The 16706-nt window shown below is 52.3% G+C and carries 14 protein-coding genes; 7 read left to right on the top strand and 7 right to left on the bottom strand.

Going from position 1 to position 16706, the window contains the following annotated elements; translation table 11 throughout:
- Nucleotides 1-126: 126 nt before the first annotated feature.
- From ACYVJM_RS29065 to ACYVJM_RS29095, 7 genes are all read right to left on the bottom strand, one after another.
- The gene (locus ACYVJM_RS29065; protein ID WP_461151639.1) at nt 127-684 is read right to left on the bottom strand and encodes a D-sedoheptulose-7-phosphate isomerase; all 558 of its coding nucleotides are present in this window, start codon (nt 682-684) and stop codon (nt 127-129) included.
- Nucleotides 685-716: 32 nt separating this feature from the next.
- Nucleotides 717-1658, bottom strand: coding sequence for an ROK family protein (locus tag ACYVJM_RS29070; RefSeq protein WP_461151640.1), 942 nt, complete (start codon nt 1656-1658; stop codon nt 717-719).
- Between the two features lie 91 nt (nt 1659-1749).
- Complete coding sequence (locus ACYVJM_RS29075) at nt 1750-3372, bottom strand: hypothetical protein (RefSeq protein ID WP_461151641.1); 1623 nt, start codon at nt 3370-3372, stop codon at nt 1750-1752.
- A gap of 58 nt (nt 3373-3430) precedes the next feature.
- Complete coding sequence (locus tag ACYVJM_RS29080) at nt 3431-4306, bottom strand: carbon-nitrogen hydrolase (RefSeq protein WP_461151642.1); 876 nt, start codon at nt 4304-4306, stop codon at nt 3431-3433.
- Nucleotides 4307-4402: 96 nt separating this feature from the next.
- The gene (locus ACYVJM_RS29085) at nt 4403-5740 is read right to left on the bottom strand and encodes a TolC family protein (protein WP_461151643.1); all 1338 of its coding nucleotides are present in this window, start codon (nt 5738-5740) and stop codon (nt 4403-4405) included.
- Nucleotides 5741-5742: 2 nt separating this feature from the next.
- Complete coding sequence (locus tag ACYVJM_RS29090) at nt 5743-8850, bottom strand: efflux RND transporter permease subunit (protein WP_461151644.1); 3108 nt, start codon at nt 8848-8850, stop codon at nt 5743-5745.
- Complete coding sequence (locus ACYVJM_RS29095) at nt 8847-9917, bottom strand: efflux RND transporter periplasmic adaptor subunit (protein WP_461151645.1); 1071 nt, start codon at nt 9915-9917, stop codon at nt 8847-8849. Before ACYVJM_RS29095 ends, ACYVJM_RS29090 begins: the two co-directional genes overlap by 4 nt.
- Before the next feature lie 163 nt (nt 9918-10080).
- Here ACYVJM_RS29095 and ACYVJM_RS29100 point away from each other — a divergent pair, with 163 nt between their 5' ends.
- From ACYVJM_RS29100 to ACYVJM_RS29130, 7 genes are all read left to right on the top strand, one after another.
- Complete coding sequence (locus tag ACYVJM_RS29100; RefSeq protein WP_461151646.1) at nt 10081-10701, top strand: TetR/AcrR family transcriptional regulator; 621 nt, start codon at nt 10081-10083, stop codon at nt 10699-10701.
- A gap of 153 nt (nt 10702-10854) precedes the next feature.
- Complete coding sequence (locus tag ACYVJM_RS29105) at nt 10855-11649, top strand: sialate O-acetylesterase (RefSeq protein WP_461151647.1); 795 nt, start codon at nt 10855-10857, stop codon at nt 11647-11649.
- A 122-nt stretch (nt 11650-11771) separates the two neighbouring features.
- Nucleotides 11772-12869: a Gfo/Idh/MocA family protein gene (locus ACYVJM_RS29110; protein WP_461151648.1), complete on the top strand. Its 1098-nt coding sequence runs from the start codon at nt 11772-11774 to the stop codon at nt 12867-12869.
- A 180-nt stretch (nt 12870-13049) separates the two neighbouring features.
- Nucleotides 13050-13280 carry a hypothetical protein gene (locus ACYVJM_RS29115; protein WP_012927106.1) on the top strand — a complete coding sequence of 77 codons (231 nt, stop codon included), beginning with the start codon at nt 13050-13052 and terminating at the stop codon, nt 13278-13280.
- 229 nt (nt 13281-13509) lie between these two features.
- Nucleotides 13510-14202, top strand: a complete 693-nt coding sequence (locus ACYVJM_RS29120; protein ID WP_461151649.1) for a response regulator transcription factor — start codon at nt 13510-13512, stop codon at nt 14200-14202.
- A gap of 127 nt (nt 14203-14329) precedes the next feature.
- The gene (locus tag ACYVJM_RS29125) at nt 14330-15598 is read left to right on the top strand and encodes a TolC family protein (protein ID WP_461151650.1); all 1269 of its coding nucleotides are present in this window, start codon (nt 14330-14332) and stop codon (nt 15596-15598) included.
- A 28-nt stretch (nt 15599-15626) separates the two neighbouring features.
- Nucleotides 15627-16706: an efflux RND transporter periplasmic adaptor subunit gene (locus ACYVJM_RS29130; protein WP_461151651.1), complete on the top strand. Its 1080-nt coding sequence runs from the start codon at nt 15627-15629 to the stop codon at nt 16704-16706.

A 16706-nucleotide genomic window follows, 5' to 3' on the forward strand; every position in this document is an offset into this window, starting at 1 on the left:
GAGCCTTTTTATAAAGTCAGTATTCACTGACGCAAGCGAATGCTTGCATTATAAAAGGCACGGGTATATACCCGCGCTAGCAAGTCCTCACTTCTAACTCCTCGCTCCTTATACTAACATTAACATCTAGCTCTCAATAAACCCGTAGCACAGCATGTGGCAGATGGTCATCTGGGCGTCTTCGACCCGGCCGTAATGCTCATCCTGAATAATAATCGACTCGTGGGCGATGTCGGCGAGTTTGCCGCGCTTGCTTCCCACCAGTGCCATGGTTGTCAGGCCGTTTTCGTTGGCCCATTCTATGGCTTTAACAACGTTGGGTGAGTTGCCGCTGACGCTCAGGGTCAATACCAGATCGCCGGGACGGGCGTAATTCTGAAGTTGCCGCAGGTAAATGTCTTCGTAGGCGTAATCGTTACCGAGGGCCGTAATCCAGGACACGTTTTCGTTAAGCGACAGGCAACGAAATCGCTTACCCATTCGGTCGGACGCACTCTTGCCGAGATCGGTAATAAAGTGAGAAACGTTCGACGCACTGCCCCCATTACCGAAGGCAAAAAACTGTCGGTCTTCTTCCCAGCATTTCTTGATGAGGTCGATCAGGTGCTCCACCCGATCAATGGGTATGGCGTCATACGCGGCTTTTTGCCGGTCGAGGTAATTTTTGAAGTAGGTCTGGTTCATAGGGGAGGGAATAATGTATGATATAGGTTAAATCATATATCTTTCATTGTCAGAACTAATGCGCCGACGGGTACGGAATCTTCACCGAGTTTGGCGAGAAGTACAACAGGAGCTGGCTGAAAGGTTTTCATGACAAAACGGGGTAGCGTTTGGCGAACGGCCGCCCGCAGCGGCTCGCCAATGAGCGACAGGCCGCCCCCCAGCACAATGGCATCCGGATGAAACAAGTGAACAACGTGCGATAGCGCCAGCGCCAGCACCGAGCCAATCTGCTCGATCAACATTTTGGCTACCGGGTCACTGGCTTCGTAGGCCTGATGCAAAAACCGGGCTTCTTTGCCAACAGAGCCTGTAGCGTGGGCTTGCTGCACGGCCAGCTTAAGGGCAGAGTCATCCGGTAGCTGCGGCAGTAGGTCACGAATCTGCTGGTCAACGGCCCAACCCGAGATCGTCTGCTCAACCGTTTGGCCCGGTGTGGAATCGCCGGGGGGGACGAGCCACAAGTGACCAATTTCCGCTTCGCCCGGTAGTGCACCATGATAGAGGTTTCGGTCGACGACCATGCCTCCGCCAACACCGCTGCCCAGGGTGATGTAAAACACACGGTTAAAACCCGTTGCAACGCCTTTTCTGGCTTCGCCAAGGGCAGCCACATTGGCGTCATTCTCAATCTGAACCGTGGCGCCCGGCACCTGCTCCCGAAGCCAGCCTGCGAGGTCGACACCCGACCAGCCGCCAATCTGATGTGACGTAGCAATACGTCCCGTTGTCCAGTCGACGGGGCCACCGAAACCAACACCGATGGCGGTAGGTGGTTCGGGAAGTTGCCGGATGGTGGTGGAAATCTGAGCTAAAATACCATTGGCTCCCTGTGCGGGGTCAACGATATAACGGAATCGCTGGCTAATCTGACCGGTCGAATCGCCCGTGATGAGTTGCAGTTTTGTTCCGCCAATTTCAATACCAAGAGTCATGTAAGGGGTTATTTTGACAAAGACGTACGCGCTGAGCAGCGTGAGAGTAACGCGGTCAAACTAAAAATCTACTGTTCAGCGTCTGGTTATTTCACCGGTTCATAGTAGCCCGGCCCAGGTAAATTTCATCGCCTTTCAAGGTAATGGTCGTGTAAAAAGTAAAGCCGTTCTGCACATACCGCACCATAACCCGGTTCGACTGATTAGGTTGGGCGTAAGCTTTGGTAGCCGCTATCAGAATCTGATTGCCGTTCACAATGGCCCGAACAACCGGCAGATCGCGCACCTTGAGCTGGTTGGCATTGTATTTATACCACGTTTGTCCTCCGTCGTACGAGCATTCGGTCGATTCATTAAGGTAGGTTTCCCGGCCATTGAACAAATCGCTGTGATGCTTGAACAGCCGCCAGAGTCCATGAACATAGTGCTCATAGCAGGCATAATTCCGATCGTTTCCCAAACCTTTCTGACTCGGATCGGCGGGCGGGGGCGAATCGGGTACAAGATCCATGTGATCATCCCAGAAAAGTACCCCATAAGCACCGGTGAACCAGTAGAAAATGCCCATTCCTTCAGCTACGGCGGGGGGAGTTGCGTGTTCGGCTTTGCTGCTGTTTGGGAGTTCACTCTGGGTGTTGAACAGCCACTGCCAGGCTATCCGCTTCTTTGGCGATAGCTTCATGTTGACTTCCTGCTCGCCTAGTAATGCCGCCAGCCAATGGCGGCTGTTGTCTCCGTTGTGACGGATCGAATAGTCAAAATCAGGATAGGCATAATACGTACCGGGCATCTGGAAGTCAGCGTAATCGCCGAACGATTTGCCAACCAGATCATTCGGCATACCCCGCTGGCGGCTGGTAGCTGTATGACGGGCGGTCATTGCCCACAGCCAGTCGGGGGTGGCTTTGTAATCTTCAGCTCTTGAATACCCAACGCTGTTGTGTAAAACCGGGGCAATGGAACCAACCTGCGTTTGCGGACTAACATTTTCCTTGATCGTCTTGATCATGTAGGTGTACAGGTTAGCCTGTTCCTGCTGATTGCTCATGTTGGCACCGTCGTTCTCAATATCCAGGAAAATAAACCCGTACGTGCTCTTCATGCCGCCGGGTGGGCAGTCGCCGAAACCAAAACAACCTCCGCTCAGTTCCGCGCAGGCCTGATACAAGGTGTTCCGGTTAATAGGCCGAGCTGCTCCGGCAGCGTTGCCAGCGGGAGCGGCCCGGTAGAGTGTCGCGCCAGCCTTATCGCTGTTTTGTGCCCAGGCCAGACCAAACGCATCCCTGAAATAACCCTGATAGAGAATAACCGACCTTTGGCTGGGTTGAAGCGCAGATTTCCAGCCATTCGCCGGAAGCCCATCTTTCCAGATTTCGACGTTAGGCACCATCCTGCTCTGATCAACGGCTGAGAATCCCCGCCGAAAAAGCTTCGTGCGGTCTTTCTGCACGTGCAGGTTGCGCCCGGCTCCGCAGAAGGTAATGGTTTTTGTGGCTGGTAAGGTGAAATCGCTCACAAAATCCAGATTGTAATACCCTTTTCGGGAGCTGGGTGTGGGTGTAAATTGCGTGCGGGGCGTAGGTACTAGTGACGTCTGCGCTGGTAGAGGACCCTGCAACTGCACGGCTGCAACCGCCGGAACGTTTGTTGACTGCCAGTACCAGTAGCCGGTACCCGCCAAACTGACCAGCAGGCCCAAGGCAACTAATTTCATAACCGACTTCAATAAGGTGGGAGTTTAGGGACGCAACAAAAAAACGAGCCCGGACCAGCTATTCCTGATCAATATACCGTCTGGTAATGGGCTGATACGAATCAATCCGGCGGTCGCGGAAGTAGGGCCAGGTGGTGCGGTATTTCTCGGAGAGCGCCAGATCGACCGTTTGCACGTGTACCAGTTCCTGATCGTGAGGGGCCAGATAAAGCAGTGAACCGAATGGATTGGCAACGAACGAGCCACCCCAGAACTGCTGGTCGGCCTCGCGACCAACCCGGTTGACGGCTACCACGTGAACCCCATTGGCGATGGCATGACTCCGCTGGATCGTTTGCCAGGCATTGTACTGTTCCGTGTTCTGCGCCGGATCGGGCTCGTTGGTATCCCAGCCAATGGCGGTTGGGTAAAATAGAATTTCAGCACCCATGAGCGCCGTAATGCGGGCCGCTTCGGGATACCACTGATCCCAGCAGATAAGCACACCAATTCGGGCAAACTTCGTATCGAAAACCTTATAGCCGAGGTCGCCGGGAGTGAAATAGAATTTCTCGTAATAGCCCGGATCATCCGGGATGTGCATCTTCCGGTATTTACCCAGATACGACCCGTCGGCGTCCAGCACCGCCGTCGTGTTGTGGTATAACCCCTGCGCCCGCTTCTCGAAGAGAGAGGCTACAATGACAACGCCCAGCTCACCCGCCAGTTCACCCAGGCGGTTGGTAGTGGGGCCGGGGATGGCTTCGGCCAGACCAAAATTATGATGATCTTCAACGTCACAGAAATACAGCGACGTGAATAATTCCTGTAGACAAACGATTTGAGCCCCTTTCGCAGCCGCTTCACGAATGCCGCTGATGGCTTTTTGAATATTCGTCTCGACATCTGCCGAGCAACTCATCTGCACTAAACCGATATTGACGTTCTTAGACATGGGGCAAAAATAGACGGTAATTCGTTGATGGTCCCATTTGTCAACAAAAAGCTTATCGGGTGGGTTCGACCCCCTATAAGCTTTCCGTAAGGTGACTTACCGGCTAATGCCCGTGAGTGCTTCTAAATCAGAAAGAGCCAGCCGATAAGCCAACTGGGCCGAATACAGATCTGCTTCGGCCTTTGCCAGTGCGGCCTGGGTTTCCAGTACATCGCGTTTGAGGGCGAGCCCGGCGGCAAATCGATCCGTTTTTAGCTTCAATTCGTCGCGCCGGTATTGGGCAGCCTGGGCGGCAATGGGGAGTAATGACTGCGCCTGACGGGCTTTGCGATGGGCTTTCTGCACCTCGCCGGCAATGTGTTCCTGCGTGTACTGAACATTTTCGCTGGCCTGCTTCTCCTGCGACAGCCGCTGGTTGAGCGTAGACCGTCGACGGCCGAAGTCAACGATATTGTAGCTCAGTTGAAGCCCCACAAAGTAATTGCTCTGGGGAAGGTCAGAGATCACATTCTGGAACAGATAGCCCCCCAGTGCGCCAACCGTTGGTATGTAGTCCTTGCGGGCCGCCTGCACACCCAGCGTGGCTTTCTGACTGGTCTGATCGGCCTGACGAACCTCCAGATTTCCGTTTTTGGCCCCTTCCAAAAAAGTCGCCAGTGGGGGCAAAGCGGGTAACGAGTCCGAAACCGGGCTTAGGCTCAACGGCGTTTCGGCGGGCTGGCCGAGCAACTCGTTCAGATCGGCGGTGTAGTCTTCCACCTGATTCGTAAGCTGGAGTAACTGCTGCTGCTGATTGGCCAGATCGGCTTGCAGGCCTACTTTATTGACAGGGTCGGTTTTCCCGGCCAGCAGTGCGCTCTCTACGTCATACAGTTTAGCCTGAGTCAGCTCAAGGGTTGTTTGTACTTGCTGTTGCTGGCGTTGGGCGATCAGCAAGCCAAAATAAAGCTTTTCAACCCCCTGCCGAACCGCCAGCTCTGCCTGACTTACCTGCGTTTTGGCCAACGCCACATCGGTTTCGGCTACTTTGATACCGTCCTTGATCTTCCCCAACTGACTGATAGGTTGATAGGCCAGTACATTGCCGAAAAACAGGTTGTGCTTTGCCTTGAACAGTGTCAGGTCCTGCTGGGGCAGCGGAATGGGTGTTGCGCCGGGTAATACGCCAATGGAACCGCGGGGCAGGGTCAGATCGCGGGTGACGCCATTGTAGGTGTAGCTGCCATTGGCAACTACCAGCGGGTAGAGCCGACTGCGGGCTTCCGCAATTTTATAATCGCTCTCGTCGACTTTATAACGGGCAATTTTCAGCCGCCGGTTCTGCTGAACAGCCTGGTCCTGAACCTGTTTTAGTTGTAGTGGCTGGGTGGGTTGAGCTATTGCCGAGCCGGTCAGGAGGACTGAGAAAAAGGATAATTTGAGAGGTAAGTTCATCGTCAGTGTGTCTGGGTGGTTGGTAAAGAAGCAACTTCTGTGTGAGCCTCTTTGGGCTTGACGGTCATCACAAACAGCACGGGAATGACCAGCAGCGCCATCACCATCGAGAAAATAACGCCCACGGCAATGACACTGGCGAGCGGGCTCCACATGGGCGAACCGGACAGGATCATTGGGACGACGCCAATGGCTGCGGCCATCGTTGTCAGGAAAATAGGCCGGAGTCGACGTTTGCCCGCTTCCATAGCCGCTTGCCGAATAGTCATCCCTTTTCGAATCAGTTCATTGGCGTAATCGACCAGAATAATGGCGTTTCGAACCACAATACCCGACAGGCTGATAAGCCCCATAAAGGCCGTAAAGCCAAAGGGATTTCCCGTTAGAACCAGGCCCAGCAACGCGCCAAACAGACTCAGGGGAATGGAGGCCATCACCACCAGCGATTCTTTCAGGTTGCGAAACTGGAAGAGCAGGATCAGGAAAATAAGCACGAGACTAATGCCCAGCGCGCCAACCATCTGGCTGAAGGTGGCCCGCCGGTTTTCATCCTCACCGCCGTATTGAATGCTGTAGCCAACGGGCAGGGGTATGCCGGCGATTTTCGGCTGAATGGCTTTCAGCACTTCCGATGGCAGGGTATTACCACTCGTTTCGGACTGAACCGTCAGCGTACGAACGCCGTTACGGTGCATAATCCGCCCGGTTTGCCATTCGGGGCGTAACGTTGCAATCTGCCGGAGTGGTACGCTGCTGCCCGTTACTGGGGAGGTAAGGTACGTATTCTCCAGGTCCGTAAAGTTCTGTCGGCTTTCTTCATCGAGCCGGAGAACCAGATTGACGGGCTGGTCACCTTCGTACAGCACCGATATGGGCGCACCCGAGAAACCTGTGTAAATACTGGTAGCAATGCCGGTTGTTGTAAAACCAAGCCGGTTGGCTTCTTCGGTCAGGCTAATCCCGACGCCGTAATAATCTTCCTTGAAATCCGTACGGACGAGGGCACTGCCGGGGGCTTTCCGGACAATGTCCTGCACCTGCGAACCAAGCTGTTTTAGTACGTTCAGGTCGTTGCCAATTATCCGAACTTCCACCGGCGCAATGGTTAGGGCGCCCTGTTGCATCAGCCGTACACGGGGCGTACCATCGGGAACCAGCGCGGCCACTTTCCCAATGAGTTCGTCAGCAAGGGCCTCCGTTTCTTCATTGGTTGTCGTGTTCACCAGAATCTGCCCGTAGTTGGTAACGGGGGGCTCGGGCGAGAAGTTATAATAGAAACGGGGGGCGCTGGTGCCAATGAAGGTGGCGTAGGTTTCTACCCGTCCGTCTTTTTTGAGCAACCCTTCCAGTCTGGCAAGGGCCTCTTTGGTTCGGTCGAGTTTTGTGCCGGTTGGCATCCAGACTTCCACTACAAACTGGTTCCGTTCGGCCGCCGGAAAGAATTTCTGCCGAATTGCCTTGAATAACAGGCCTGATGCCGCAATGGAAACGACTGCGAATACAAGCGTTGCGGTTCGGTGGTCGATGCACCAGTTGATGGCCTTGTCGTAGCCGTCCTGCATGTAGTCGAGCAGCGATTTCCGCTTCCGTTTTTCGGGCCGATCACTGGGCTCAATGACCTGATGCAGCCCTTTTTTAATGAAGGTGTAACATAGGAACGGCGTGAGCAGCATGGCCACGATAAACGACGAGGCCAATGCAATGGAAACCGTGATGGGCAGCGAGAAGATAAATTCACCCACCGATCCGGTCAGAATAACCATCGGCAAAAACGACGCGATAATCGTGGCTGTTGCCGTGAGTACCGGAACGACCAGATCACTGGCACTGCGCCAGGCGGCTGTCCATCGGTCAACGCCTTCGTCGAGCAGTTCCACGTAGTTGTCGGCAATCACGATGGCGTCATCGACAACCATGCCCAGCACCACGATCAGCGCGGCCAGCGATACCTGGTGCAGTTCAATCCCGAATGTATGCAGCAGCGCAAACGTAACAGCTACCGTTACCGGAATAGCCATGGCGGCAACGGCCGCTATGCGGAACGGCAGCAAAACAATGGTGACGACAACAACGGAGACGATGGCCAGAAAGAATTCCCGGATGAAATCACTTACGCTGTGCTGAACAACCTGTGGCTGGTTGACAACCGTTGTGAGCTTCACCGAGCTGGGAAGATAGTGCTGAATATCAGTTAGCTTGGCCGCCACATCGTCACCAAACCTGACAATGTTATTGCCTTCCTGCATTTCAACGGACAGCATCAAGGCCCGGTGGCCATTCACGTTGATGGTCGATGTTGGCTCCGTACTTTCCCGTTTGATAGTTGCCACATCGCCCAGTCGAATCACGGACCCGGTTGGCGTGGTCCCAATCACCTGATTGCTGATTTCTTGCTCGGAGTTATAAGAACCCTGAGCGTAGAGCGGCACCTGCGACTGGTCGGTTTTGACGTTTCCGGTTGCTTTGATAGCGTTTTGGGCCTGAAGTACCTGAACAACCTGCGTCCATTTTATACCATACTGCGCAATCTGTTCGGAACGGGCTGTAATGGTGATCTGCTCTTTCTGCTCTCCGTACCGCCGTATTTTCGACACGGCTTTAATGGTACGCAGCCCGTCTTCTATGCGTTTGAGCTTATCGTCCAGTTCGGTATAGGATAGCTGGTCGGATTCAACACCGATGAGCAGGGCAACCGTATCACCAAAGTCGGTGTTGACGATCGGCCCCTGAACGCCCTGCGGCAGATCCAGCACTTTGGCCTGGTTGAGGTCGTGGCGAAGCTTGGACCAGAAGATGTCCGGATTCTTGACATTCTCTTCCAGTTCGACGTTGATGACCACGGCACCGTCGCGGGTGGTGGAGTACGTTTTTTCTTTTCGAACCTCGGCGTAACCAAACAAATACTGCTCCAGTTTACGAGTCACCTGATCTTCGACCTGAGCGGAATTGGCACCGGGGAAGAAGGCGACAACCAGCCCCGTGCGAATCGTGATTTTCGGGTCTTCCCGACGCGGCATGGTCAGCAGGGAGTAAATGCCCAATGCCGCCACCAGAAAGACAACGCTCAACGTTACCTGCGGGTATTTTAACGAGCCTTGAATGGGATTCATTGAGCGGATTGGTTAAATTGTATCGAAGCGCCCTCCTGTAATTTCTGCTGACCACCGGTTACAACGAGGTCGTTGGGTGTAAGGCCGGATGTGATTTCGACGTTACTGGCGAAAATCTTGCCAATGGTCACTTTCCGTTTGAACGCCTGTTTTTTGAGCGAGTCGGCCACGAATACGTAGGTTGACTGGTCGTCGTCGCGCAGCACGGCATTTCCCGGCAGGCTCAAGGCTTTGGACCGGCGGGCTGATGTGATCCGGGCATCGGCGATCATACCGGGGCGAATCTGAAGTTTCGGATTGGGGAGGTCGATTTTAACCGAATAGGCGCGGGAAGCCGGGTCGGCGACGGCACCGATGAGGGAAATCTTACCGGTATAGGTGCCGTTTATGGCCGGAATCGTCACCTGAGCAGACTGCCCCAGCCGAAGCTGACCAACTTCCGATTCCGGCACCGATACCCGCACTTTAATGGGTTGAATGTCGGCAATCTGAAAGAGGGGTTGCCCTTGCGGGATAATCTCACCTGGACTGGCTCCTTTGCGGGCCACGATGCCGGAAATCGGGGCGTATAGTTTGGTTTCGCGTAAGTTCTTGGCGGCCAGTTGCTGACGGGCTTTAACCTCGTCGAGCCCCGTCACAACTTTTTCGTAATCGCTGGGGGTTACGCTTCCCCGTTCTTTCAGAATGGTTAGCCGGTTGTATTCGTCCTGCACCCGGGCAACATTGGCATTGGCAATGGTAACGCCCAACTGATAGTCGGTGGGTTCGATGGAAGCGATCAATTGCCCCGCCCGAACGGTCTGCCCTTCCTGAATTGTGACACGGTTTAACTTGCCGGCCACCATAAACCCTAGATTTACGGTCGTTTCAGATTCGGTTGAGCCGCTGAGAATTAGCTGTCCACCTTCCTGCGAATCCTGAACCCGGCTAACGATAACGGGAATAGCTACCGGTGCCTCGGTGACTGCTGAAGCAGCGTCTTGCTTTTTGTCGGAGGAAGACTGACAGGCCGACAGTGTCCAGACCGACAGGCAAAGTGAAAAGGAACATATAAAGTTAATAGTCATAGGGACTGGCGGATGAGGTAAAACAGACTTACGTTTGTGAGGTATAATAGATGAATACCCGCTTTGTTTATAATCCTGCATACATTTAGGTAAGTATGTATAGTACTGCCTTTTGTAATTTACACTTTATATTGTAATTTAGTTTCCATTTGGTTTAGAAACTGTGTCAGCAAAAGCAAAAACAAGGCAGCACATTATAGAGGCTGCTCAGAAATTATTCTTACAGCACGGATACAGTGACATGTCTGTTGATGACCTGGCTCGTGAATTGGGCATCAGTAAGAAAACAATTTATAATCACTTCAGCAGTAAATCTGAGTTATTAATGGCTGGTATAGAGCAGTTTGCTCAGGAATACCAGACGAGAGCAGACGCAATTTTAAATGACGTTGACCTAACCCTGCGGCAAAAAGTGGCGGCTTACCTCCGGTTCATTGGAATAAGTTTCGCCAACATCAACCAGGGATTCTGGACAGACATAAAACGTTCAGAACCAGAGGCATGGAAGAAGGCCTGCGAGATCAGGCGGGATATACCCCTGAAACATTTTAGTCAGTTAATGGACGAGGGTGTGCGGGTTGGGTACCTTCGGGATGACTCCTCCCGGCACATCGCTATGCTGACGTATGTGGCAGCTATTCAGCAACTTACTGATCTGGACTTTTTAAGTCAATTTCCTGGATCCATTACATCAGCCTTGTCAGATGACTTGGCTGCACGTGCGGATCAAATCGTAAATCTTCTTTTGCATGGGCTACTGACCCCCCGGTTCTATAATGAATAATTTTAAAGAAAACTTTACTTTATATTAGTTATAAGTGTAATTTTTGACTAATTATTTTTATCTGAAAAGCAGTCTTGACAGGGAATAGTGATTTTGGCATCTGTTCTACCGTATAAATGATGGGGTACTTGTCTTTTACCGTAAATACCCGCCATGAAAACTCCGATACGGCTAAAATTAATTCTATATCTGCTGCTCTTGGGAACAGCCTTTGCCTTTAAACAGGATGTGCCGCCCCGGCTCAAACTGTTCCTGCTCATTGGGCAGTCGAATATGGCTGGCCGGGGTATACCCGAAGCCGAAGACCAGCAGCCGCACAAGCGTATCTGGATGCTTACCAAAGAGCAGACATGGCTACCCGCCCGCGACCCGCTTCACTTCGACAAGCCCGCCGTTATTGGCGTTGGTCCCGGACTGGCGTTTGCCCAAAAGCTGGTCGACTCCGATAAAAAAGTAAATATTGGCCTGATTCCCTGCGCTCAGGGCGGGTCGGGAATCGATGTATGGGTGCCGGGGGCGTATTATGCGGCCACCAAATCATACCCTTACGATGATGCCATAAGACGAACCAGAAAAGCACTTGAAAATGGCGAGTTGGCGGGGATACTCTGGCACCAGGGCGAATCGGATAGCCAACCCGAAAAGGCAGCGGTCTATGCCGGGAAATTAACCGCTTTGGTCAACCGCATCCGTACCGATCTACAGGCCGAAAAGGTCCCGTTTATGGTTGGCACGCTGGGCGACTTTTATGTGCAGAAGCATCCGGATGCGGCTCAGATCAACACAATTCTGGAGACTTTGCCAAAATCGATACCCAATATGTACGTTGTTTCGGCAAGCGGGTTGACGGACAAGGGTGATACTACTCATTTCGATTCGCCTTCTGCCCGAACCCTGGGCCGCCGGTATGCCGATGCTTATATTACCCGGTCTAGAAAAGGAAAGTGAAAATGGAACCAGTAGGGTATTTCCTTTTAGAACAAGTGACCAGATACCGTACGGATAAACTTGACCTTTCAAGGTAAAATCCTGAATTTTATTGTACGAACAAATCTCTAATCAGAATCCACATGACCTCTCGCAGAACGTTCCTGCAAACAACAGTACTGACCGGTGCAGCCGCCACCATTTCACCAAATTCGCTTTGGGCATCAACAAAACCAGCAAAGGATAAACTCGGTGTAGCCCTTGTGGGTCTGGGCTATTACAGCACTGATCTGCTGGCACCGGCTCTGCAAAAAACAAAGAACTGTTACCTCGCCGGCATCGTGACCGGAACGCCCGCAAAGGCGGAAAAATGGAAGAAGCAGTATAACATTCCGGACAAGAATATCTATTCGTACCAGACGTTCGACCAAATCGCCAACAACCCCGACATTGACGTAATTTATGTGGTGCTTCCGCCCTCCATGCACGAAGAATACGTGGTGCGGGCGGCTAAGGCGGGTAAACAGGTATGGGTCGAAAAGCCGATGGCTGTTACCGCCAAAGAGTGTCAGAATATGATCGATGCCTGTACCAAAAACAAGGTATCCTTAGCCGTTGGCTACCGCCTGCACCACGATCCCAATACGCAGGAGTATGTAAAAGGGCTGCGCGATGGCAAGATTGGTAAAGTACAGCTGGTTAACTGTTCTGCTGCTTATTACGACGCACGAACCGACCACTGGAAACAGAAAAAAGAAATGGGCGGGGGGGTTATGTACGACATGGGGGTTTATGTGCTACAGGGTGCCCGATTGGCAACGGGCGAAGAACCCATTGCCGTGACCGCCCAGCAATACACCTCCCGGCCGGATGTGTATAAGAACGGTCTGGATGAAACATCCATGGCACAGCTCATTTTCCCAAGCGGAGCACGGGCTGTAGTCCAGTCGAGTTACGGCATGAATATGAACTTCATGGACGTGATCGGTAGCAAAGGGACATTACGTGTAGAGCCTTATTCGGGCTATAACAACGTAAAAGGCGTTTGGAGCAATGGGGGTAAAATAGATCATCCCTACGAAGTGACCTGGCAGCAGGCAAAACAGATGGACGACGATGCTGAAGCCATCATGAACAAAAAGCCGATGATGGTACCCGGCGAAGAGGGCCTGCGTGATATAAAAATTGTAGAAGCAATCTATCAGGCCGCTAAAACAGGCAAGCAAGTAAAGATTGGCTAAAAAAAATATACGTCAACGCCAACTGGTTTCCTCTACAAGTGTACTGTATGGTAAGGTGTTACTTGAGATAGTATTTTAGTTGTATTGTATCAGTATTTTTCTTGTGCTATATAAAGTCGGGCGGCTCATTTGGTGAGCCGCCCGCTTTTTGTTTATTTCGCCTGTCAACCCCGTACAGCTATGCAACCTGCCGATTTTACCTGTCTCCCCGCCGACCAGCAACTCGATACCCTTTACTTTACGGGCGACATACTTGCCAACCGCTACGAAGGCGAGAACATCTTTCTGCTGTATAATCTTCACAACTTTTACGTCGAACTCAAGTACGACGCCTACACCAACAGCCTGCATCAGGTTACGGCTTTCCGCGAAACGGATAAGTTGGAGCCCTACCTGCCTTACCTGGCGTAGAGGCTAATTTTATGTTCCACTGATTTTTTGTAGGGCTATTTTTCGTGTAAAGCGGAGGATAGGCCCTTGCTTGTCGACCACCGGAAAGAAGATTAGAATTTTCTAATCGGATGGCTGGTGTGAATTTTTCTGTTGCGTGTGTCCGTTATCAAGGACACTATGAACCCTTGTCATGCGTGAATTCTGGTGAACGACCAGTGCAAAGACAGTTTCTGGGGAGGTCAATGGAATGAAAAAAATATTAATTATTGAAGACGACCGGCGTATTGCGCAGATCATTAGCCGAACCCTACAGGAGGATGGCTACGCTACAGAAGTAGTCTATGAAGGAAACAACGGCCGCCAGATGGCGTTGATGCCGGGCGTCGATCTACTCATTTTAGATATCAACCTCCCCGGAATCAATGGATTCGAGGTGTGCCGCAGCGTTCGGGTAGAAAAACCGCATCTCCCCATTATTATGCTCACCGCCCTGGGTGAGATTGAAGACAAGATAGAAGGGCTAGGACTGGGTGCCGACGACTATCTGGTCAAACCCTTTGATATCCGGGAGTTGATTGCCCGCGTGGAGGCCTGTCTGCGCCGGTCAACCTTGCTGGAGGAGATGACTGCCGAACCGGAGAAAGTATGGCGGGTGGCCAATTTAACCGTCAATTCAGCCTCCCGTGAGGTAAAACGGGGAGAAACCACCATTGACTTGACCGCCCGCGAGTTCGCTCTGCTGGAATACCTGATTCGTAACCGCGGACGGGTCCTGGCAAAACTGGACATTACCGAACAAGTCTGGAATCTGAATTTCGACCCTACCACCAATGTTGTAGAGGTTTATATCAACTACCTCCGGAAAAAGATTGATCGGGATTTTGAACCCAAACTGATTCATACGAGGCCGGGTATGGGCTATGTACTCAAAGAGGAGTAATGCCTGAGCAGAGACCTCGCCAAGGACTCTAAGGTTTTTCTTATCATCTTCTAACGTACTTCTAACTCGCCTGTAAGCCTGCTGTAATCTGCCCGACTGACCTTTGTAGCCGTACACTACTCAACGAATGCGGCTATTAATTTTTCTCTTTTTCATTCTCCTGAATGCCGGTCAGCTCCAAGCACAGACTGCCGTCGGGGAGGACTCACTTCGGCTCACCCTCAAACAGGCAGATAGTCTGTTTATTAAAAACAACCTGCTGTTGCTGGCCGAACGATTTCGGATCGACGCGAGTCAGGCTCAGGTGTTACAAGCAGGTTTGTATGATAATCCCATAGTTACCGCCGAACTAAGCACATATAACGCCGAAGCCCGTCGGGTGCTGGATGTGGGTCGGCAAGGGCAAAAAACGCTCGCCATCGAGCAACTGCTGTATACGGCTGGAAAACGGAACAAACGCATTGCTCTGGCATCGGAGGCCGCTCAGTTAACCCAGTTTGAACTTCTCGACCTGGTGCGTGGGCTGCGCTTCGATCTGCGGAGTCGGTTCTATTCCATCTATTTTCAGCAAAAGACACTGGTGCGTTTTGATCAGCAACTTGTCACGCTCCAGTCGACGGTAGCGGCTTACGATGTTCAGTATAAACGGCAGAACGTGTCACTTCGCGAGTTGCTCCGGCTGAAAGCATTATTGTTTCAATTGAGTAACGACCGCACAGCCATCGTGTTCCAACTGGCCGACGACCAGCGGGCATTGCGCACCTTACTATCTGTCGATCAGCCGATCAAACCAATACTTCCGGATGAAACGCTGGCCGTATACCACGTACCAAGTCTGCCGGAGGACACTCTGCAGCAGATGGCGTTACGGAGTCGGCCTGATCTGAAAGGTACTATATCGCTCACACGACAGGCCGAACTGAACCACACGTTACAACGTGCTTTGGCCGTACCGGATATTCGTTTGGGCGCCAATTACGATCAGGCCGGGAGCTACATCCAGAACTACGTTGGCCTGTCCTTATCCACCGACATTCCCCTGTTCAACCGAAACCAGGGGGCCATTCGCGCTGCTCGAAGTCAGATCGGCTATCAGGCGCAGTTGCAGCAGCAAAAAGTCATGCAGATACGAAACGAAGTGGCAACGGCCCTGCATAAAGTGCAGGAAGTAGAACGCCGGGTGCAGGCCGTTGAGCAAGCGTTTACCACCCAGTTTGACCAGTTGAATCAGGGGGTACTGGTAAGCTTCCAGAAGGGAAACATCACCTTGCTGGAGTTCGTCGATCTGGTCGAAGCCTACAATGACAGCATCAGCAATCTTAACCGCCTTAAGGCCGACCGGGTAAGTGCCTACGAAGAATTGAACTACCTGATCGGCGACGATTTATTCAACTAAAACAGGCCTCACCTTTGGCCCTGAACTAATGAAAATCCACCTTCTTTTTATTATCGGCAGCTTGACTGTCTTAGGCTCCTGTGCGCCAAAGCCCGCACCTGAAGAAGCACAGGCCTTTATGCTTTCCGATACCATGCTGCGTCGTATTCGGCTCGACAGCGTGTTTACCCAGCCCGTGCGTAGTGAATTGACACTCGTTGGCAAGATTGCTGCCGACGAAAACCGGGTTGTCAAAGTGTTCCCGTTGGTGGGAGGTAACGTTGAAGACGTGAAGGTCGAACTGGGCGATTTCGTGCGGAAAGGTCAGACGCTGGCCGCTATTCGTTCCGGAGAGGTGGCCGACCTGAAAAGACAATCCATACAGGCACAGTCTGATTTGCTGGTTGCCGAGAAGAACCTCCGGGTAGCGCAGGACCTTCTTGAAACGAAGCTCACCTCCCAGCGCGAAGTAGTATCCGCTCAGAAAGAAGTCGAGAAAGCACAGGCCGAAGCCAACCGGATCAGTGAAGTATCCCAGATATATGGCATCAATAACGCGTCGATGTACACCGTGAAAGCGCCCATCGATGGGTATGTTATCGAGAAAAATGTTAACCGCGATATGCAGCTCCGCTCGGATAATGCTGATAACCTGTTCACCATTGGGCAGATCAGTGATGTGTGGGTGCTGGCCAATGTCAATGAAAGTGATATCCGGCGGGTACATACCGGAATGCAGGCGAGTGTACAAACGCTGAGCTACCCCGATGAACGCTTTGCGGGGCATGTCGATAAAATCTATACCGTACTCGATCCGCAAACAAAAGCCATGACCGTCCGAATCCGGCTGCATAATACGGGCATGAAGCTCCGGCCGGAAATGCACGCTACCGTCACCTTGCAGTACGAAGAGGGTGGGAAGCTGGCCACAGTACCTTCCCGGGCGGTGATTTTTGACCGCTCAAAGCAGTACGTCATGGTGTTCAGAGGCCGCTCCGACATTGAAACCCGTGAGGTTAGCGTCCTCAAATCGCTTGGTGATGTCGCCTATATACGCGAAGGGGTCAAGCCCGGCGAAAAAGTTATTTCCAAAAGCCAGCTGCTGGTCTACAACGCACTGAATAATTAA

The organism is Spirosoma pulveris (assembly GCF_054781875.1).

Excerpts from the sequence above, each read along its gene's own strand:
- ACYVJM_RS29085 (WP_461151643.1), bottom strand. The coding sequence starts at position 5,740 with ATGAACTTACCTCTCAAATTATCCTTTTTCTCAGTCCTCCTGACCGGC.
- ACYVJM_RS29105 (WP_461151647.1), top strand. The coding sequence starts at position 10,855 with ATGAAAACTCCGATACGGCTAAAATTAATTCTATATCTGCTGCTCTTG.
- ACYVJM_RS29090 (WP_461151644.1), bottom strand. The coding sequence starts at position 8,850 with ATGAATCCCATTCAAGGCTCGTTAAAATACCCGCAGGTAACGTTGAGC.
- ACYVJM_RS29070 (WP_461151640.1), bottom strand. The coding sequence starts at position 1,658 with ATGACTCTTGGTATTGAAATTGGCGGAACAAAACTGCAACTCATCACG.
- ACYVJM_RS29115 (WP_012927106.1), top strand. The coding sequence starts at position 13,050 with ATGCAACCTGCCGATTTTACCTGTCTCCCCGCCGACCAGCAACTCGAT.
- ACYVJM_RS29080 (WP_461151642.1), bottom strand. The coding sequence starts at position 4,306 with ATGTCTAAGAACGTCAATATCGGTTTAGTGCAGATGAGTTGCTCGGCA.
- ACYVJM_RS29110 (WP_461151648.1), top strand. The coding sequence starts at position 11,772 with ATGACCTCTCGCAGAACGTTCCTGCAAACAACAGTACTGACCGGTGCA.
- ACYVJM_RS29065 (WP_461151639.1), bottom strand. The coding sequence starts at position 684 with ATGAACCAGACCTACTTCAAAAATTACCTCGACCGGCAAAAAGCCGCG.
- ACYVJM_RS29130 (WP_461151651.1), top strand. The coding sequence starts at position 15,627 with ATGAAAATCCACCTTCTTTTTATTATCGGCAGCTTGACTGTCTTAGGC.
- ACYVJM_RS29120 (WP_461151649.1), top strand. The coding sequence starts at position 13,510 with ATGAAAAAAATATTAATTATTGAAGACGACCGGCGTATTGCGCAGATC.
- ACYVJM_RS29075 (WP_461151641.1), bottom strand. The coding sequence starts at position 3,372 with ATGAAATTAGTTGCCTTGGGCCTGCTGGTCAGTTTGGCGGGTACCGGC.
- ACYVJM_RS29125 (WP_461151650.1), top strand. The coding sequence starts at position 14,330 with ATGCGGCTATTAATTTTTCTCTTTTTCATTCTCCTGAATGCCGGTCAG.
- ACYVJM_RS29095 (WP_461151645.1), bottom strand. The coding sequence starts at position 9,917 with ATGACTATTAACTTTATATGTTCCTTTTCACTTTGCCTGTCGGTCTGG.